This window comes from Epilithonimonas zeae, assembly GCF_900141765.1.
GTDB classification, from domain to species: domain Bacteria; phylum Bacteroidota; class Bacteroidia; order Flavobacteriales; family Weeksellaceae; genus Epilithonimonas; species Epilithonimonas zeae.
Window position 1 is genome coordinate 87,336 of the sequence record NZ_FSRK01000003.1, and the last position, 20,018, is coordinate 107,353.

Consider the following 20,018-nt stretch of genomic DNA (forward strand, 5'->3'; position numbering starts at 1 on the left):
TAAAATTTAATGGAACTAATACATCGTAACCTCTTAATCGGGATTCATGATTCTCTACAGGAAACATTTTTTGAAGACAGAAAATATGCTGACAAAGTCATAGAAAGACTTCTGAAATCTCACAGAAAATGGGGCAGCGAAGACAGAAAAGTTGTTTCTGAAATCTTCTATAATATCATCCGTTGGAAAAAACGTCTGGAATATTATATGGGCGAAGGTGTAAAACCTACAAACGTCTACAAAATGATTATTGCTTATCTTCTTTGGAGCAAAACGCATTATAAAAAGTTCGAAGAGTTTGACGGAATCAAAGTTGCGGATATCTTAACGAAACTGAAAAAAGGAACAGTTCCCACAAAAGCTATAGAATATTCGATTCCGGATTGGTTAGCCGAAACTCTTGAAAAAGAACTAGGCAAAAACTGGGAAAGAGAAATGCTGGCTCTTAATGAGCAAGCTCCGACTGTTTTGCGAACCAATTCTCTTAAAACAACACCAAGAGAACTGATTGCTGATTTGAATGACGAAAATGTTGAAGCTTTCACAATCAAGAATTATCCGGATGCTGTACAATTAGCTGAAAAGAAAAATGTGTTTTTAACTTCTGCCTTCAAAGATGGATTGTTCGAGGTTCAGGATGCAAGTTCTCAAAAAATTGGAGAATTATTAGATGTAAAAGAAGGAATGCGTGTTGTAGATGCTTGTGCTGGTGCTGGTGGAAAAACTCTGCACTTAGCAGCATTGATGAAAAACAAAGGTCAAATTATTGCCCTTGACATCTACGAATGGAAATTGGCAGAATTGAAAAGACGTGCGAAAAGAGCCGGAGCTCACAATATAGAAACCAGAGTGATTTCTGATAATAAAGTCATCAAAAGACTTCACGAAAAAGCGGACAGATTATTGATTGATGCACCTTGTTCTGGTCTTGGAGTTTTAAAAAGAAATCCTGATTCTAAATGGAAAATAGACCAAGATTTTATTGATAGGATCAAAGGTGAGCAGCAGCAAATCCTGCAGGATTATTCTAAGATTTTGAAAAAAGGCGGTCAAATGATTTATGCGACTTGCTCTATTCTGCCTTCAGAAAATAATGAGCAGGTAAAAACTTTTTTAAGCAATAATCCAGATTTTTCTTTGATTAAAGATGAAAAAATAATGCCTAGCGAAGGTTATGACGGATTTTATATGGCGCTTATCAAGCGTAATGGATAAAAAAATTCCTGGAATAATTGAATATTCGCAGGAATTAAAAACACAAATGATGAAAGGACAAAATTACGGTTTATTTTTTTAAAAAATCTTATCATTTGGTAAGAAAACAGAATTTTTTAAATTTTCAGCAAAAAAAAAGCGATTCAATTGAATCGCTTTTTCGTTTCTGACTAATGTAAACGACCACCCAATGCTTCATTACGAAGCTTTTCATTTTTTATTAGCAGATATAACTTATCTCATATTTTAGAATCATTCTAAAGTCAGATTTAATGATTAAATTTGCATTTCCAAAATTTATATAAATGTTTGAAACAGATATCATTATAATAGGTGCTGGTCCAACCGGACTTTTTACCGTTTTCGAAGCTGGATTATTGAAACTAAGATGCCATTTGATAGACGCTCTTCCACAACCAGGTGGACAATTGACAGAACTTTATCCTAAAAAACCAATCTTTGATATTCCAGGATTTCCAAGTGTTGATGCTGGTGTTTTAGTTGATAATTTGATGGAACAGATCAAGCAATTCGAGCCTCAATTTTCATTGGCACAAAAAGCAGTGAGCTATGAGAAAACAGAAGAAGGTGATTTCATCGTAACAACAAGCAGGGGCGTAAAAGTAAAAGGTAAAGCCATTGCGATTGCCGGAGGTTTGGGAAGTTTTGACCCTAGAAAACCAGAATTAGAAAACATCGATAAGTTTGAAGAAAAAGGGGTTGAATATTTCGTAAGAGAACCGGAAATGTTCCGTAACAAAAAAATCGTGATTGCCGGCGGGGGAGATTCTGCTTTGGATTGGTCCGTTTTCTTGGCAGATGTAGCTTCTTCAGTCACTTTGATTCACAGAAGAAATGAGTTCCGTGGCGCTTTGGATTCTGTAGAAAAAGTAACGGAGTTGAAACATCAGGGAAAAATCAACCTGATTACACCAGCAGAAGTTACAGGGTTGATTGGTGAAGAAACTTTATCTGCAATCGAAATCGAGAAAGCCGGAGAGAAATCAATTATCGAAACCGATTATTTGATTCCACTATTTGGATTGACGCCTAAATTGGGACCTTTATCAGATTGGGGATTAGAAATCGAGAAAAATGCCATCAAAGTAAATAATGCTTTAGATTACCAAACCAATGTTGAAGGGATCTATGCCATTGGCGACATCAATACTTATCCTGGAAAACTGAAGTTAATTCTTTGTGGCTTCCACGAAGCAACTTTGATGGTTCAAAGTGTTTACAACAGATTGAATCCAGGAAAAAAATTTGTTCTGAAATATACAACTGTAAGCGGTGTTGACGGTTTCGATGGAACCAGAAAAGAAGCTGAAAAAGCAGTTGTAAAATCTATTGATTAAAAACAAATATTAGATTTTAGAAGTTAGAGATTAGAATAAAATTTAATTTAATATTTAATAAAAAAAGGGAGTTTTTACAATTCTCTTTTTTTTGTGTAAAATCGAAAAATCTAACATATGACATCTTTTGTCTAAAATCTATCTCTTATCTTTGTAAAATGTCAGACGTTAATATTACAATCATAGACAGAAACGGCGTTTCTCACACAATTCCTGCACCAACAGATATGGCGATGAGCTTAATGGAAGTTGTCCGTGTGTACGAATTAGCTGAAGAAGGAACTATCGGAATCTGCGGCGGAATGGCGATGTGCGCCTCTTGCCAATGTTATGTTTTGAGTGAGGATATTCCTCTTCCGGAAATGTTACCGGATGAAGACGCAATGCTTGCAGAAGCTTTCAATGTAAAACCTAACAGCAGATTAGGTTGTCAAATTCCAGTAACTCCAGAATTGGAAGGACTAATTATTGAACTTGCTCCGGAATATTAAAATTTATAGAAATAAAAAAGCGAAAGTAGAAATTCTATTTTCGCTTTTTTTAATCTTTGATAGATGATTATTCTAAAATAAATTTCTTGGTAACAACCTTTCCTGACATAGTTTTGAAAACCGCTAAGTAAAAACCATTATTGATTTTATTCAAATCGATTTTCCCAAAAGAGAGAAGATTTTTAGATTCTAATAATTGTCTTCCGCTTGTATCAACAATTACTACAGATTCTACGATTTCTTTTCCTAATTGATAATTCAGAAATTTGTCTTTTACAAAAATATTAACCGAATTATTGGCAACATCAGAAACAGCCAATACAGAACCTTTTGCCGTTTCTATAATGAACTCCAAACCGAGTTTTGCAAATTTCGCAGCGTGTGTTGCACTGTTCCCCATATTAGACAATTTATCATTAGTAGTATGGATACTTGGATTGTATTGCGAAAAAGAAGCTTCGAAAGGAAAAGCCGCATCATAACCATTTTCTGCCCAACTAAAATGGTCAGAACAGCCATAGTTACAAATCGTATTTCCGTAAGTGAAAGCGTGCGTTCCAGTTTTGTTGTAATGCTCCATTAATTCAATCAAAAATAAATTGAGGTCATTACTGTTATATGGGTCGGTTGTTAAATAAACATCTTTCGTAGAACCTTTATAATTCGTCATATCAAACTGAACAAAAGAAACTACATTTTTATTATTACTTGCATAATCCTGAGCAATCTCGGACGAACCAACCAAACCGATTTCTTCTGCTGCAAACGCCATAAATTCAACCGTTTTTGATGGTTTATAATTGACGTCCAAAAGAACTCTAATCATTTCAGTAATAGTTGCAATTCCAGAAGCATCATCATCCGCTCCCGGCGCATTATTCACATTGTTAGTAATAGAATCCATATGCGCTCCAACAATGATAAAATCATTAGGCGCAGTTGTTCCATTGATTGTAAAAACCAAAGAAGGCATTGGCGTTCCAACATGATTTACAATTCTTACAGAAACATCTGTTCTTCCGGAAGTCGCAATCAAACCTTCCCATTTCGCTTTCAAATCCTGAACAGCCGTTTGAGCTTTTACCGTGCTGTGATGACGCGTGCCATAATTTTCCAAAACCTGAATATGAGCTTTGATATTATCAGCGCTTACTTTTGCAATAGCAGAATTTACAGCAGCATCTTGGTCAATCGTAAATGCTAAAATTTTATTCGATTTTTTGGCCTTGTTGATTGCTGATAACGCTTCTTCCTTCGAAGTTTTGTAAACATAACCAGGACCGTGTGTAATCACATTGTGATGAAGAAATTCAGCCGCTTTTTTAGTTAGGAAAACAGCAGATTGATGGCCTGTAGCACCAACTATTTCAATTTCTTCAGGGAATTTTTCCTTGAGTTCTTTTGCATTTTCTGAGTCTGTTGTAGCATAGAATTTATCCGACTGAGCAAAAGCCTGATTGAACAAAACAAGAGAAAATATAGAAAGTAATTTTAATTTCATAGATTATTAATTATTTAACTTTTATTTCTGTAAAAATAATCAATTTCCTTAATAAATTATGGAATTGATTATCATCCTGATTTAAATTAAATTTGAAACTGATTTTTGATGGAATCATTTTTGAATAATGACTGAAAAATAAAAAAATGAAAAAATCATTAATAAAATTAGCAATACCAGTTTCATTAGGTGTTTTAGGAATTTTCATTCTCAATTCTTGTTCTGCCGGAATCCCAGAAAAAGCTACAGCCATTCAAAATTTTGATTCTGAGAAATATCTTGGAAAATGGTATGAGATTGCAAGATTCGACTATAGATTTGAGAAAAATATGAATCAGGTGACAGCGACTTATTCTAAAAATGCAGATGGAACTATCAAAGTTGAAAACAAAGGTTACGATTACGTAAAGAACGAATGGAAACAAAGCACAGGTGAAGCTAAATTCGTCAATTCTGAGAACGAAGCTAGACTGAAAGTGTCTTTTTTCAAACCTTTTTGGGCGGGTTACAATGTGGTTGATTTGGATGATGATTACAAATATGCTTTGGTTGCAGGAAAGAATCTGGATTACTTGTGGATTCTGTCTCGCGAAAAAACGATTCCTGAAAATATCAAAACTCAATTTTTGGAAAAAGCAAGAGCTATTGGTTATGAAACTTCTCAATTGATTTGGGTGGAACAGAAGTAGGTGCGGGTTGCAAATTTGTTGTAAGGCGGAACAAAGCCGACTGAGCGTCAACAATAATATACAGCACAAAACAGTGTAAAGATGATCGGAACCTGAAACCTAATACACCTAAAAAAATCTTCGAATCACTCTTTTATTTTGTTATAATAATTGCTAACTTAGGGAAGCAAATTTTGATACAAACCAACTGATAAAATGGCATTTATAGACTATTATAAAATTCTTGGACTTGAAAAAAATGCGACTGCGGACGACATCAAAAAAGCCTACAGAAAGCTAGCGCGGAAATATCACCCGGATATGAATCCGACTGACAAGGAAGCCGAAAAAAAATTCAAGGAAATCAATGAAGCGAATGAGGTGCTAAGCAATCCGGAAAATCGCGCTAAGTACGACAAATATGGTGAACATTGGAAACATGGTGAGGAATATGAGCGTGCACAGCAACAGCAGAGACAGCAACAGCAATATTCCGGAAATTTTGCCGGCGGCGGATTTTCAGGAGCGGATTTTGGCGAAGGCGAAGATTTTTCAGATTTTTTCCAATCGATGTTCGGTGGCGGCGACCGTTTTGGTAGAAGCTCAAGAGGTAGTGCGAGCGGAAAATTTAAAGGTCAGGATGTTTCGGCAGAGTTGACACTTGGTTTGAAAGACGCAGCCAAAACACATCAGCAAATTTTCGACATTAATGGCAAAAAGGTACGCATAACGATTCCGTCCGGTGTCTACAACGGACAGCAAATCAAGCTTAAAGGTCACGGCAATCCCGGCGTTAATGGCGGTCCGAATGGCGACCTATATATCACATTCAACATTACGGAAGACAAAGATTTCAAACGGGAAGGCGATAATCTCAGAACTTCTCTAGATATTGATCTATACACAGCCGTTTTGGGTGGCGATGTCACGATACAAACACTTGACGGCTCTGTCAGTCTGAAAGTAAAACCAGAAACACAAAACGGCACAACCGTAAGACTGAAAGGCAAAGGTTTTCCGGTTTACAAAAAAGAAGGTGAATTTGGTGATTTATATGTTACTTACAATATAAAAATCCCGACCAATCTTACAGAAAAACAGAAAGAACTGTTTCAACAACTCAAAAATTCATAGCAATGAACGAAAGAATCTCCATAGAAGAAATCATACGTCTCTATAAAATTGATTATAGTTTTCTGGATCAGCTCATCGATTCGGAATTGCTGCATCCAGAGACAGAGAATAGTTTACGCTACATTATTTACGAGGAATTACCGCATCTGGAACGTTTTGCAAACTGGCATTACGATCTGGAAGTGAATCTGCCCGGAATCGAAATCATTCATAAACTTCTGAATCAAATGGAAGAGCTGAGAAATGAAAACCGAAAGCTACTACAGAATGTTACAAGATTCGAAACGTGGGAAGATGCAGATTTTTAGCCGATTTTCTTTTGTAAATTTGTGAGATGGAGTTATACGATGTTCTTATTGTTGGCGGTGGTCCAATTGGTCTAGCGAGCGCTTTGGAAGCAAAAAAAAATAAACTGAAATATATCGTTATCGAAAAAGGAACGGTGGCGAATAGTCTTTACAATTATCCGTTGTATATGACGTTTTTTTCAACAGCCGACCGATTGGAAATTGACGAAATCCCCTTCATTACAACCAAAGCGAAACCTGGCAGACAGGACGCTCTTGAATATTATCAGGGAATTGCACGAGCAAAAGGAATCAACATCCGACCTTATGAAAAGGTGATTAATATTCAGAAATCTACTTTTTTCCAAGTAGAAACCAGCAAGCAGATTTATTTTGCAAAGAATGTGATTATTGCGACTGGTTTTTATGATATTCCGAATATGATGAATATTCCTGGGGAAGATCTGCCGAAAGTAAGGCATTATTACACTGAACCTTATCCTTATGCTTTTCAGAATGTTGTGGTGATTGGTTCCAGCAATTCTTCTGTAGATGCAGCTTTGGAAATTTATAGAAAAGGAGGCAACGTAACGATGATTATCCGTAATCAGGAGATTTCTAAAAGTGTAAAATATTGGGTAAAGCCAGACATCGAAAACCGAATTAAAGAAGGAAGTATCAAAGCTTTTTTTGGTGCAGAACTTTTGGAAATCAAACCACATTCTGCAGTTTTCAAAACCAGTAAAGGAGAAATCAAGGAAATTGAAAATGATTTCGTTCTGGCAATGACAGGTTATCTACCCGACTTTGAATTCCTTAGAAATATTGGAATCAATTTGAAAGGCGATTGTCTTAATCCTCATTACGACAAAGAAACGATGGAAAGTAATGTGAAAGGAATTTATCTCGCTGGTGTAGTTTGCGGTGGAAAAGACACCCATCTTTGGTTTATAGAGAATTCCAGAATTCACGCAAAACAAATCGTTCAGGATATTGTTTCGAAGAATAATTAATTAAAGTTCATTAAATCTTTTACCAGAATTATTTTGGAATCGCTGATGTTTTGCCTCGCCAATCATCTGTCGGTTATAAATCGTAGTCATTCCGGAAAACAAGTAAGAAACCACACAAGCAATCGCTACATAAACACCACATTCTGCACCGAATAATTCTATTGCCATCACACTGCAAGCCAACGGTGTATTAGTCGCACCTGCGAAAACGGCCACAAATCCCATTCCTGCCAAAAGCGCAGTTGGAAGTGGGATAAAATAACTTAAAGCATTTCCCAAAGTTGCACCAATAAAAAACAATGGCGTTACCTCTCCACCTTTGAATCCAGATGCTAAAGTCACGATTGTAAAAATCATTTTCAATACAAAATCATAAGGCATTAATTGCTCTTGAAAAGAATTCTGAATCGTCGGAATTCCCAAACCAATGAATTTGGTAGTTCCCAAAAGCCAAACGCCAATAATTACGATGATTCCGCCAATAAAAGGTCTTAGTGGCGGATATTTGATTTTTGATTTGAAAAAAGCTCCAACTCTATGAATGGTTTTACTGAACAAAGCTGCACAAATCCCAAAACAGATTCCGGCAATCAAAGCATAAAAAATATTTTGAAAAGATAGTTCTGGAATAAGATTGATTTGATAATGCGTGTGATGTGTCTTCCATAATTTGGTCACCAAATCAGCAATAATCGAAGCTATAAAAGCAGGAAAAATAGCATTATACTTTAAACGCCCAATCAAAAAAACTTCCAACCCGAAAATTGCTCCTGCCAAAGGCGTCCCGAAAACAGAACCAAACCCAGCCGCTATTGCAGAAATAATTAAGATTTTTCTTTCTTCAGAAGTCAATCTTAAAAGTCTGGTAAATTGGTCTGCAATAGAACCCGCCATTTGGATTGCCGTTCCTTCACGTCCTGCAGAACCTCCAAACAAGTGCGTAATCATCGTTCCCAGATAAACCAAAGGCGCCATCCTGAAAGGAATAATTTCTTTTGGATTATGGATCGTATCAATCAAAAGATTATTTCCAGCCTCAACACTTTTGCCCATTTTATGATACATCAGACCTATGAAAAGTCCGGCTAAAGGAAGCAAAGCAATTATCCAAATATGTGTTTCACGAAAATTGGTTACCCAATCCAATGTTTGCAGAAAAAATGCAGATGCACTTCCTACCAAAGCTCCAATTAGCAAACTTATCAATAGCCATTTGCTGATATAAGGAAGAGAAGGATAATGTCTAAAGAAAACCTTTAGAATAATTAAACTTTTTCGACTGATTGATTTTTGTTGATTTTTTGACATACTTTTCCTGATAATAAAGATGAATCTTATTTTAATCAGGCGTCATCAGACTCGATGGTAACGAGACGGTTGGGCAAGGAAGAACACCATTTCCTTTTGTATCACAAATTTATAAATTATTTTCCAAACTACAATTTCTAGTTTAATTGGTATTCTTTTTGTAATTTATTGGGCGACAATTAAAAACTATGAACAGAAACACAATTTCCAAATTATTTCCTTTATTTATCGTTATTTCTTTGAGTTTGATCCAATGTAAAAAGGATGAAGCTATTTCTTCTACTGACTCAAAAAGCACATCCGCCACAGATATTGTGACTTCTGATGAGAAAAAAGAGGACAGTATAAAAGAAGAAGAAAAACCAAAAGTTCCAGATGTTGTTATCCCAAGAAAAGATTTTGGGTATTTCCCTTGGGTTTACAAAAACACAGATTCGGTTTCTCAGAAGAACAAAAAAGAATTTACTGGGAAAGCACTTTACACAATTTTGGCACTCAATCGATTGGATAGAGCCAATATTGGCGCAGCCGACACATTGGTTGTTCCAGCAAAAATTGAGGAAGATTTTCTTAGATATTCTCCGTTTCCGGGTCACGTTACGACTTTGGAAAACGTGAAAAAATTCGTTTTCTTTTCCTATCCGATTCAGGCTTTTGGCGTTTATGAATATGGAAACCTCATCAAATGGGGACCGACAAGTATGGGAAAAAAAGCTACTAAAACCAAAACCGGTTTGATGTTCGCCAACTGGAAAAAAGAAGTCGCCATCTCAACAGTTAGTGACGAGTGGAAACTTCGTTGGAACGTGAATGTAGCCAATTTTGATGGCATCGGCTGGCATCAGTACGCAATGCCTGGTTATCCGGCCTCGCACTCTTGCTTGCGTATGCTGGAAGAAGATGCAAAATGGATGTACACCTGGGTAGACACTTGGATTCTTAACAAAGGCGGAGCAACCACCAGAGCCAAAGGAACACCATTGATTGTCTATGGAGATTATCCTTGGGGACAGCGCAGACCTTGGAAAAAACTTTTGGAATCGCCGGAAGCCAACAATATTTCTGAGGACGAGATGAACCAAATCATCCAGCCACAATTGGCCGAAATTATGAAAGAGCAGGAGAATCGTGATACGGTTATTCAGCAGGTGGAACAAGAGAAAAAAGCAAAAGCAGATTCTTTGGCTTCAGCTAAAACGTTAGCTTCAAACAATATGAAATAATTTCAGGAGCTTAATCCCGCTATCCGCTCATACTCCTCGTTCCAGCGCTTGGCAACAACAAATCCTCCAACTCTCCCACTCCACTGCGGGGTAACCGCTACTATCGGGGCTATGGGATTCGACATAAAAACAAGATTTGTCAACAAATAGAAACCCGCTCAAAATAATTTGAGCGGGTTTATTTTTATCAGTTAAGTCAATATTTTAAATATTTCCAACCACAGTTTTTACTTGAGTAAATTCTTTAATAGCGTGTAGAGACAACTCTACTCCATAACCTGAAGATTTTGCACCACCAAAAGGCAATCGTGTATCAGAGCTTGTTGTTTTATTGATAGAAACCGTTCCGGATTCCAGATTATCGATGAAAAACTGAGCACGTTTCTTATCCTTAGTCCAAACCGAATTTCCTAATCCAAACGGAATATCATTCGCTAACCTTAAGATTTCTTCATCATTTTTTCCAATCATCAGAATTGCTAAAGGTCCAAATAATTCTTCCTGCAAAATTGGGTTTCCTTCTTTGACAGAGATAATTCCGGGACGAAACTCACTTTCCGAAATTCTTTCCAAAGCCAAAACTACTTCTGCTCCATTCTTCAAAGCTTTTTTATATTGATTTTCCAACTCATCCGCCAAATCAGGTCTTGCCATTTTGCTCAACTTAGTTTCCATTTTAAACGGATCAGCCGGTTGGAAAGAATTATATTCCTCTATAAATAAAGGCAGAAAATCCTTTTTAATTTTTTCGTGGACAATGAATCTTTTTGCAGCATTACAAATCTGTCCTGTGTTAGATAGTTTTGCAAGAGGCCCATCTTTCGCCGCTTTTTCAAAATCGGAATCTTCTAAGACAATAAATGCATCGCTTCCGCCTAACTCCAAAATTGATTTTTTGATATTTTTCCCAGCTAGAGAAGCTACCTCGCTTCCTGCTTTTTCACTTCCTGTGAGACTCACTCCTCTTACCAAAGGATTTTCCAGAATTTCTTTGATTTCGTTATGTCCTATTCTCAGATTTTGAAAAATATATTTTGGAAAACCAGCTTCTGCAAAAGCTGATTCGATTTCATCACCACTTCCGAAACAGATGGATGCGTGCTTTAAAACTACAACATTTCCAGCAAGAATCGCAGGAACAGCAAATCTCAAAACCTGCCAGAAAGGAAAATTCCAAGGCATTACACCGAGGATAATTCCCAACGCATCATAATGAACTTCGCTAACATTGAATTCGGTTTTGATGTGTTCAGGTTCCAGAATATTTTCTGCTTGAGCATAAAATTTTATCAATCCTGCACTTTTTTCGATTTCTGCTGTGGATTGTGAAATCGGCTTATGCATTTCTGTGGTGATGATTTTGGCGTATTTTTCTTTATTCTTTTCAAGAACTTCTGCGAGCTTCAAAAGTAACTTTTGACGATTATGGAATGGAACTTTTTTCCAATCCGAGAATGCTTTGTGCGCAGAATCAATATGTTTTGATAAATCCATTTCTACTTTCATTTTAATTGATTAGGGTTGCATTAATTGTACCAATTTTTGCGTTGCTAAATGTACAAAGTTGATTAGAATCTCAAAATCTATTTTGATATTTTATTTAAATTTTGTTATTAATTTTTATGAATAATGCAATGCAACTTGAGAACTAATTTTAAAACACAGAATTGCACGCGCCCCGACTTGAGCGGAAATCCTTTTTACGCAACGCAGTGGAGTGAAAAGATTGGGAGCGGAAGGCGGATAAAGGCGCCCCAATTATTATTTTAATGTTTTTTGCTGCTTCTGAAAAGCAGAACCGAGTTGAGAAAAATCAACAACAAATCCAATGTCACCCAAATACTGAGCTTGATATTGTCATACTTCAACTCTTCTATTTTCTCTGTGGCAATGGCGGAAAGCTTGAGACTGTGATTGATGTAATTTCTGACTTCAATGATTTGATCTTCGTTTTTGTTAGGAACAGCAACCTGAGAAAAGTAAACCAACTTGTTTTTTCCGATGTAACCAACGACCCAAAACTCATTGGATTTCTGCATATTAAGATATTCTATCCTGAAATATTCCGGACGAATTTGTCCAACGTGTTTGGAACTGAACTTCTGATTCTCATTCCCGTCCTGAACTCTGATGATATAAAAATCAACCGGTTGCGGCAGATAATTAATCACCTGAATGGCCAAAGAATTTTCCAAAAACTGCGACAAACTCCTTTCTACAAACCAAAATGTAAAATAGGCAGCAGCAGAAATGGTAATAACCGTTCTGGTAATTTTGTTCCACAAACTCCATTTCCCTGAACGAAAACCGGACAGAAACAGAGCGATTATCAGAAAAATGAGGATTAAAATGATTATCATTAAAACAAAGATAGCGGTTTATCCTTAATTAGAAAGTGACATTCCATTCTTTGTAGAACTCGTCAAGGAACTGAAGCATAAATTGATGCCTGTGTTCAGCAATTTCTTTAGCTGTTTCTGTATTGAGTAAATCTTTCAGAAGCAACAATTTCTCATAAAAATGATTGATTGTAGTTCCATTGGACTTCTTATATTCTTCTTTAGATTGATTGAGTTTTGGTTCGATATCCGGATGATACATCAAATTATTTTTATAACCGCCAAAGTTGAAAGTTCGCGCAATTCCAATTGCTCCGATTGCGTCCAGTCTATCCGCATCCTGAACTATTTTCAGCTCCAAAGGTAAATTTTCAGGCGCATCATTTCGGTTTTTAAACGACATATTTTCGATGATGAAAATGACTTTTTCAATTATTTCAGAATCTACTTTTTGTTTGGTTAGAAATTTATTCACAATTTTTGAAGCAATCGTTTCATCGCCGTTGTGGAATTTTGGATCAGCAATATCGTGCAACAACGCAGCTAACTCTATAACCAATTTATCACCACCTTCTTTTTCCTGAATTTTCAGGCTCAGTTTCCAAACACGTTCGATGTGAAACCAATCGTGACCGGATTCTGTTCCTTCTAATTTTTCTTTAACGAGTTCTATTGTTCTGTTAATCAATTCCATTAATTCAGTTCTTTTAAAATAATATTCCAGAGCTTTTTGTTATAGCTTCTGAAAAAATTAATATGTCCAATTTCTCCCTTTTCCGATTCTGAAGTTTTGATAATTCGGTAAGTTGGTTTCAGATTGGGGTAAGTATTTTGCAATAAAGATTTTACACCTTTTTCCGTGAGCCAAACGTCATCTTCTGCTCGAATAACGAAAACTTTCTGAGTCAAATTTCGGGAAAAATCATCGACTTTTTCTAATAATTTGTTGGTAGATTTTTTATTTAGAATTAAAGTTCGCCAATCGAAAGCACTTGCGGAAGGAAGACTTTCTCCCAAACCGAACCAATTCGCCGGAAAATAACCTAAAATTTTGGTAGATAAAGGTTGGACAATTCCGAAACCCAGATAAGCTTCAATTTTTGTTTTAAATTTCAAATTTCCGACAAACGCATTCTGAGTTCCAACAAAGGCAAATTCCTTAAACATCTCAGAATCCGGATTCATTCCTAAAATCAGGGCACCAACAGAATGTCCAAGGCAAAACTTTTGATGATTTGGAAAATTAGCTTTGATATAATCTGTAACAGCTTTATAATCTCTGGTTCCCCAGGTTCTCATCGAAGCTTCAAAACCTTTCATTTTATCAGGCTTCGATTGTCCAATCCCCCTGTAATCATAAGTCATAACTGTAAATCCTTGCTCCGAAAAAAATTGAGCAAAAGAAAAATAAATCTGCTGCTTAACGCCAGTTGCAGAATTAATCAACAATAATTTTTCATTGGAATGTTCGGGCTCAAAAAGATGTGCAGATAAACTGTAATTATCCTCAGTTAAAATATTAATACTTTGCATTAAAAATGATTTAAGAGAATCACTTTATAAAAGTAAAAAATTCGGTCCGTTGAAAATTATTTTTCGATATGCTGAAAATATTAATTTTGAAGGTCGTCCAAATATGGCAAACCTTTTTGAGAACCTCTGTAATCGGCAGCTTTCAAAGCCACTTGATTTCCAAAAATAACGCAATCTTCAATAGAATTACCGTGGAGTAAAGCAATAGAAAAACCGGATGTAAACGCATCGCCTAATCCCATACTGTGTGCATCGGTCTGAGGATTATTTCGGAAATATTTCATCTCAGAACCATCGAAGAAACTTGTACTGTTGGCGCCGTCTCTTACAAATAATTTGTTTGGCAAATGTTTGATAATATCTTCGTGATTGCCTTCTCCAAAAATCGTTTCCAAATCTGTACTCTTCGCCACGATAAAAGAAGCGTAATCTATAATATCATCTGAAAGTCTGCTCGCCGGAGCTGCATAAATTCCTATTTTCTTGCCAAGGCTTTTCGCTTTTTTAAAAAGATATTCGACAGTTTTTGACGGAATCTCCAACTGAGTCAGAATCAAATCTGCAGTCAATAAGAATTTTTCTGCTTCATCTATATCCGATGGAGAAAGATTGTAATTGGCTGCCGGAACTACCGTGATCGCATTTCCTTCGTCAGAAGCATTCACATAGGCTGTGCCGGTTTCCTCTTCTTCGTCTTCAAAAACATAAGCTACGTTTACATCTTCATCATTCAGATTTCTCAAAACCTGCTGCCCATACGGATCCATCCCAATCCTGCTAACCAAAGAAGTCTGAGCGCCCAAACGTGACGTTGCAATCGCCTGATTGGCGCCTTTCCCTCCCAAAAAACTTCTCAGATTTTGAGCCAGAACCGTGTTATTTGCCGTAGGAATTTTAGAAGTTTTCAGAACAATATCTATTGATGAGCTTCCAACAACTACTATTTGAGGTTTTGTATTTCTAAGTTTCATTTGCTAACATTCATTGTTTTCAAAGATTTGATGAAATCTTATAGTTACAATTTCATCGGAAGCTAATGTAATCAATTAATCGTTTCCTATTTCTATAAATTCGGAAATTAATTTAACTGGCTGATTATCTTTAGAATAACCTATATACGTTGCATAAAATCCTTCACCATAACCAGTTTCGAATGCAACAATATTTTCCGGTTTGTTATCATAAGGTTTGAGAACTGCGAACTGGTCGATTGCTCCGTTTTCATCAAAGAAATGAGAATGGAAAAACTCTTCATAGATCCCCATAAAGTCAGCTCCTTTTTTGTGAAAAAGGTCTTGCTCTAAAGCATTCAGAGAAATTTGAGCTTCCTTATCCATAAAAGTCCCCATTCCGGACTCTACAAGATAACCGTAGATTTCTTCTTCTTTCAGATCATTAATATTTTGATTATCACAAAGAGCCAAAGACCAATTTTCAGCCAATTGATTTTTATCAAAAACTATTTCTGCATAAGCAATACAGTTGGATTCTCTTTCTTTATGAACCAAAACCTGAAAATCTCCTTTCGGAAATTCCTGATTGAAAGCTGAATGATCGGGCGAAATCAAAGCATCACTGGCTACAATTTTTCCTGATGAAATGTGAATTTTCCCAACTTCGTAGGTTTCCAACAATGGATTTTCTACGAAGTCTCGGGAGAATAATTTTTTAATATTTTCTATGTGAGTCATTACAAACTTTTCAGTTTTTCTTCAAGAAGCGCAATTTTATCCTGAGCATCTTTTTGTTTTTTACGCTCGATCTCTACCACTTCTGGTTTGGCGTTCGCAACAAATTTTTCATTCGATAATTTCTTATCAACAGAGATCAAGAAACCTTTCAGATATTTTATTTCTTCTTCGGTTTTTTCTTTTTCTTCGCCCAAATCAAGATTTTCACTTAGCGGAATAGAGAATTCATTCGCTCCAACTAAGAATGTAAAACTTGGTTTATCCGTTTTTTGATTGAAATTAATTTCTGAAATATTGGCCAATTTCTGAATCACCTCAGCATTTGCCAATTCAGAAACATTCGTGAAAACCTCTACGGTTTCTCTTGGCGAAATTCCTTTGGACTGACGGTAGTTTCTAACACCAGAAATCACTTCTTTAGTAAAATCAAAATCCTTAATTTTATTTTCATTATAAGGTTCTGATTTTTTGTGTTGTGCAATTACTAAAGCTTCAGAAATACTTCTTTCGGAGATATTCTGCCAAAGTTCTTCTGATAAGAAAGGCATGAATGGATGCAACAATTTCATCAATTCCTCAAAATAAGCAATTGTTTTTTGATAAACTTCTTCACTGATTGCTTCTCCGAAATTTGGTTTGATTGCTTCCAAATACCACGCACAGAAGTCGTCCCAAATCAGTTTATAAACCAAGTGCAAAGCATCCGAAATTCTGAATTTTGAGAATTGGTCTTCAATTTCGCCAATAGTTTTGTTCAACTGTTCTCCAAACCAATTGATTGTCTGTGTATCCGATTCTTTAGCTTTGATATTTTCGTCACGTTTCCAACCTTGAATTAATTTGTAAGCATTCCAGATTTTTGTAGCAAAGTTTCTTCCTTGCAACATCAAGTCTTCATCAAACAAAAGATCATTTCCGGCTGCGGAACTCAACAAACTTCCGACTCTTACACCGTCAGCTCCATATTTTTCAATCAGATCAATTGGGTCTGGTGAATTTCCTAACTGTTTAGACATTTTTCGTCTTTGCTTATCTCTTACGATTCCTGTAAAATAAACATTTTTGAACGGAACATCTTTTCTATATTCCAATCCAGCCATAATCATTCTGGCCACCCAGAAGAAAATAATATCCGGGCCGGTTACCAAATCTGAAGTTGGATAATAATAATTGATGTCTTTATTTTCTGGATCCAAAATACCTTCGAAAACCGATATTGGCCACAACCACGATGAGAACCAAGTATCCAATGCGTCTTCGTCTTGTTTTAAATTCTCAATTGTTAGTGCTGGATTATTAGTTTTTTCTTTTGCTAAAACCAAAGCATCTTCGATATTTTCAGCAACTACAAAGTCATTTTCGCCAGCTCCAAAATAAAAAGCCGGAATCTGCTGTCCCCACCAAAGCTGACGTGAAATGTTCCAATCGTGAACATTCTCCATCCAATGACGGTAGGTATTTTTGAATTTCTCAGGATGGAATTTGATTGTATCATCCATTACAACATCCAAAGCAGGTTTTGACATTTGTGACATTTTCAAAAACCACTGAACAGAAATTTTCGGTTCTATAACGGCACCTGTTCTTTCAGATGTTCCAACTTTATTCACATAATCTTCCGCTTTCAGAAGAAGATCATTTTTTTCTAATTCTTTAGCAATTTCTTTTCTTACCGTGAATCTTCCCATTCCCTGATAATGCATTCCGTGTTCGTTAAGAACTGCGTCATTATCCATAGAATCGATGATTGGCAAATTGTGTCTTTGCCCGATTTCGTAATCATTGATATCGTGAGCCGGCGTAATTTTCAAAGCTCCAGTTCCGAATTCGATATCAACATAATCATCCTCGATAATTGGAATTACACGATTTACGATTGGAACAATTACGTTCTTACCTTTAAGATGTTGATATCTTTCGTCATTTGGATTTACACAAACTGCAACATCACCAAAAATAGTTTCCGGACGAGTTGTTGCAACGGTTAAGAAATCTTCTGAACCTTCGATTTTATATTTTAGATAGAACAGTTTTCCATTTTGTTCTTTGAAAATTACCTCTTCGTCAGAAATATTAGTTTGAGCCTCTGGATCCCAGTTAATGACTTTATAACCACGATAAATTAATCCTTTATTATAAAGATCAACAAAAACCTTGATTACAGATTTGGACAAATTATCTTCCAAAGTAAATCTGGTTCTGTCCCAATCGCAAGAACAGCCTAATTTCTTCAATTGCTCGAGAATTGTTCCTCCGTATTTATCAGTCCATTCCCAAGCGTGCTTCAGGAATTCTTCTCTTGTAATATCTTTTTTATTGATGCCTTCAGCTTTCAGTTTCGCTACAACTTTTGCTTCTGTTGCGATAGAAGCGTGATCCGTTCCCGGAACCCAACAAGCATTGAAACCTTGCATTCTTGCTCTTCTGACCAATACATCCTGAATTGTGTTGTTCAACATGTGCCCCATATGAAGAATCCCGGTCACGTTTGGTGGTGGAATTACAATCGTATAAGGAGGTCTGTCATCTGGCTCTGAGTGGAAAAATTTATTTTCTAACCAGAAGTCATACCATTTTTGTTCAGTTTCCTGTGGATTGTATTTGTCAGCAATCTGCATTTTAAAAATATTTTTAAGCTTGTAATTTGCAAAAATAAGACAATGTAAAAAAATTAACAGCACATATTCAAATTATTTATAACTTTGTTATTCAAAAATTTAATTATTTAAAACAAAAAAATATGAAAAAGATTCTTGCAGGATTATTTATGACAGGAGCTATCGCTTTTGCATCTGCTCAAACAATCTCATTTGATAAAACAACTTTTGACTACGGAAACGTGAAAGCTGGATCAGATGGTCACAGATTTTTCACTGTAAAAAATACAGGAGACAAACCTCTTATTCTAAGCGAAGTAAAACCTTCTTGCGGATGTACAACGCCAGAGTGGAGCAAAGATCCAATCTTGCCAGGGAAATCTGCTCAAATCAAAGTTGGATATAATACAGGTATCAAAGGGCCTTTCAACAAATTGATCGAAGTTTATTCTAATGACCCTGCAAACAACAGATCCGTTCTATACATCAAAGGAAATGTAGAAGATTTGCAAGGTGTAAACCAAGAAGCTAAATTAGTTGCTGCACCTAGTACTGTAACAGCTACTGCAAAAGCTGAGTCTGTACCAGCAAGAACTAATGCAAAAAAAGTAGCAAAAAAAATAGAAACTACTGCTAAATAATAAAATTTACAAATTTTATAAAACCGCTTCGTTTTTTAACGAGGCGGTTTTTTTATCTTTACAATAAATCAATTTTTATGGATTACAATTTTTCAGACGATTTTTTGATCAAAGAAAATTCAAAATTCGAAATCAAAAAACATAATACAAGCTATAAAGGAAAAATCAGTAAAGACGAAGCAAAAGAACTTCTCGAAATTGAAAAAGAAAAACTTCGTTTGTTGCAGGAAAAATTATACGCAGACGGAAGTCAATCTTTGCTAATTGTTCTTCAAGCGATGGATGCGGCAGGAAAAGACAGTTTGATAGAACATGTTTTCGGTGGTGTGAATCCGCAAGGTTGTGAAGTAACAAGTTTCAAAGGTCCAAGTTCAAAAGAATATTCTCACGATTTTATTTGGCGCCATTATCTAGCACTTCCGGCAAAAGGAAAAATCGGAATTTTTAACCGTTCTCATTACGAAAGTGTTTTGGTTTGTAAGGTTCATCCAGAATATAACCTCAGTGAAAAAGTATGGACAGATGTAAAACAATTTGATAAAAAATTCTGGGAAAACCGCTATGAAAGTATCCGAAATTTTGAAAAGCATTTGGCAAATAACGGAACCAAAATTGTCAAAATTTTCCTGAATGTTTCTAAAGAAGAACAAAAGCAACGTTTCCTTGACAGAATCGATGAGGATGATAAAAATTGGAAATTCTCTGCTGCCGATATTACCGAACGTGGATTTTGGGAAGATTATCAGAAAGCTTATGAGGAAGCTATCGATGAAACCTCAACAGATTCTGCGCCCTGGTTTGTGATTCCGGCTGACCAGAAATGGTTTTCGAGAGTTGCTGCTATTCAAATCATCATTGATGCGATGGAAGAAATGAATTTAAAATTCCCGGAAGTTTCTGAAAAAGATAAAAACGAATTAGCTGAGTCAAAAACAAAACTGGAAAGTGAAAAATAAATTACGGAAAACCTCAATTTTATAAACGAAAGTTATTTTAAAATTGTGAAAAATAACGAAGCT

General features: G+C 35.9%; 19 protein-coding genes and 1 riboswitch. Of the genes, 10 read left to right on the forward strand and 9 right to left on the reverse strand.

Translation table 11 applies throughout. The features are described from left to right. Window positions 1-9 precede the first annotated feature (9 nt). The 3 genes from BUR19_RS16620 (at window position 10) to BUR19_RS16630 (ending at window position 3,064) form a co-directional block, all read left to right on the forward strand. A complete protein-coding gene (locus BUR19_RS16620) occupies window positions 10-1,215 on the forward strand; it encodes an RsmB/NOP family class I SAM-dependent RNA methyltransferase (RefSeq protein ID WP_074236604.1) in 1,206 nt (401 codons plus the stop codon). 305 nt (window positions 1,216-1,520) lie between these two features. Next, a complete protein-coding gene (locus BUR19_RS16625; RefSeq protein WP_074236605.1) occupies window positions 1,521-2,573 on the forward strand; it encodes an NAD(P)/FAD-dependent oxidoreductase in 1,053 nt (350 codons plus the stop codon). 158 nt (window positions 2,574-2,731) lie between these two features. Continuing rightward, window positions 2,732-3,064, forward strand: coding sequence for a 2Fe-2S iron-sulfur cluster-binding protein (locus BUR19_RS16630; protein ID WP_074236606.1), 333 nt, complete (start codon window positions 2,732-2,734; stop codon window positions 3,062-3,064). A 67-nt stretch (window positions 3,065-3,131) separates the two neighbouring features. Here BUR19_RS16630 and BUR19_RS16635 read toward each other — a convergent pair whose 3' ends face one another. After that, window positions 3,132-4,565 carry a M20/M25/M40 family metallo-hydrolase gene (locus tag BUR19_RS16635; protein ID WP_074236607.1) on the reverse strand — a complete coding sequence of 478 codons (1,434 nt, stop codon included), beginning with the start codon at window positions 4,563-4,565 and terminating at the stop codon, window positions 3,132-3,134. Between the two features lie 146 nt (window positions 4,566-4,711). Between BUR19_RS16635 and BUR19_RS16640 the strand changes: the two genes are divergently transcribed. The 4 genes from BUR19_RS16640 to BUR19_RS16655 all read left to right on the forward strand — a co-directional run bounded on the left by BUR19_RS16640 (window position 4,712) and on the right by BUR19_RS16655 (window position 7,667). Next, window positions 4,712-5,254 (forward strand): lipocalin family protein, encoded by a 543-nt coding sequence (locus BUR19_RS16640; protein WP_074236608.1) that lies wholly within the window; start codon window positions 4,712-4,714, stop codon window positions 5,252-5,254. A 195-nt stretch (window positions 5,255-5,449) separates the two neighbouring features. Beyond that, window positions 5,450-6,367 (forward strand): DnaJ C-terminal domain-containing protein, encoded by a 918-nt coding sequence (locus BUR19_RS16645; protein ID WP_074236609.1) that lies wholly within the window; start codon window positions 5,450-5,452, stop codon window positions 6,365-6,367. Between the two features lie 2 nt (window positions 6,368-6,369). Next, entirely contained in the window at window positions 6,370-6,675 is a 306-nt protein-coding gene (locus tag BUR19_RS16650) for a chaperone modulator CbpM (RefSeq protein WP_074236610.1), read from the forward strand. Window positions 6,676-6,701: 26 nt separating this feature from the next. Continuing rightward, entirely contained in the window at window positions 6,702-7,667 is a 966-nt protein-coding gene (locus tag BUR19_RS16655) for a YpdA family putative bacillithiol disulfide reductase (protein ID WP_074236611.1), read from the forward strand. Here BUR19_RS16655 and BUR19_RS16660 read toward each other — a convergent pair whose 3' ends face one another. Beyond that, window positions 7,668-8,975: a voltage-gated chloride channel family protein gene (locus BUR19_RS16660; protein ID WP_083600811.1), complete on the reverse strand. Its 1,308-nt coding sequence runs from the start codon at window positions 8,973-8,975 to the stop codon at window positions 7,668-7,670. A gap of 29 nt (window positions 8,976-9,004) precedes the next feature. Continuing rightward, window positions 9,005-9,078: riboswitch (Fluoride riboswitch) on the reverse strand. An 85-nt stretch (window positions 9,079-9,163) separates the two neighbouring features. Between BUR19_RS16660 and BUR19_RS16665 the strand changes: the two genes are divergently transcribed. Then, entirely contained in the window at window positions 9,164-10,198 is a 1,035-nt protein-coding gene (locus tag BUR19_RS16665; RefSeq protein ID WP_139297408.1) for a L,D-transpeptidase, read from the forward strand. A gap of 204 nt (window positions 10,199-10,402) precedes the next feature. On the opposite strand, the gene BUR19_RS16670 is transcribed toward BUR19_RS16665, so the two are convergent. The 7 genes from BUR19_RS16670 to BUR19_RS16700 form a co-directional block, all read right to left on the reverse strand. Beyond that, the gene (locus BUR19_RS16670; protein ID WP_074236612.1) at window positions 10,403-11,704 is read right to left on the reverse strand and encodes an aldehyde dehydrogenase family protein; all 1,302 of its coding nucleotides are present in this window, start codon (window positions 11,702-11,704) and stop codon (window positions 10,403-10,405) included. A gap of 260 nt (window positions 11,705-11,964) precedes the next feature. Next, the gene (locus BUR19_RS16675; RefSeq protein WP_175565928.1) at window positions 11,965-12,558 is read right to left on the reverse strand and encodes a hypothetical protein; all 594 of its coding nucleotides are present in this window, start codon (window positions 12,556-12,558) and stop codon (window positions 11,965-11,967) included. A 28-nt stretch (window positions 12,559-12,586) separates the two neighbouring features. Then, window positions 12,587-13,231, reverse strand: coding sequence for an HD domain-containing protein (locus BUR19_RS16680; protein ID WP_074236613.1), 645 nt, complete (start codon window positions 13,229-13,231; stop codon window positions 12,587-12,589). Further along, on the reverse strand, window positions 13,231-14,070 hold the full coding sequence (locus BUR19_RS16685) for an alpha/beta hydrolase family protein (RefSeq protein ID WP_074236614.1): 840 nt from the start codon (window positions 14,068-14,070) through the stop codon (window positions 13,231-13,233). Before BUR19_RS16685 ends, BUR19_RS16680 begins: the two co-directional genes overlap by 1 nt. A gap of 80 nt (window positions 14,071-14,150) precedes the next feature. Next, window positions 14,151-15,041 carry a PfkB family carbohydrate kinase gene (locus tag BUR19_RS16690; protein ID WP_074236615.1) on the reverse strand — a complete coding sequence of 297 codons (891 nt, stop codon included), beginning with the start codon at window positions 15,039-15,041 and terminating at the stop codon, window positions 14,151-14,153. Window positions 15,042-15,116: 75 nt separating this feature from the next. Further along, window positions 15,117-15,761 (reverse strand): DUF4241 domain-containing protein, encoded by a 645-nt coding sequence (locus BUR19_RS16695; protein WP_074236616.1) that lies wholly within the window; start codon window positions 15,759-15,761, stop codon window positions 15,117-15,119. Beyond that, a complete protein-coding gene (locus BUR19_RS16700) occupies window positions 15,761-18,379 on the reverse strand; it encodes a valine--tRNA ligase (RefSeq protein WP_074236617.1) in 2,619 nt (872 codons plus the stop codon). The genes BUR19_RS16695 and BUR19_RS16700 overlap by 1 nt, the downstream gene beginning before the upstream one ends. A gap of 122 nt (window positions 18,380-18,501) precedes the next feature. Here BUR19_RS16700 and BUR19_RS16705 point away from each other — a divergent pair, with 122 nt between their 5' ends. Both BUR19_RS16705 and BUR19_RS16710 read left to right on the forward strand, forming a co-directional pair. Then, window positions 18,502-18,999: a DUF1573 domain-containing protein gene (locus tag BUR19_RS16705; protein WP_074236618.1), complete on the forward strand. Its 498-nt coding sequence runs from the start codon at window positions 18,502-18,504 to the stop codon at window positions 18,997-18,999. 77 nt (window positions 19,000-19,076) lie between these two features. Continuing rightward, the gene (locus BUR19_RS16710) at window positions 19,077-19,955 is read left to right on the forward strand and encodes a polyphosphate kinase 2 family protein (RefSeq protein WP_074236619.1); all 879 of its coding nucleotides are present in this window, start codon (window positions 19,077-19,079) and stop codon (window positions 19,953-19,955) included. Window positions 19,956-20,018 lie beyond the last annotated feature (63 nt).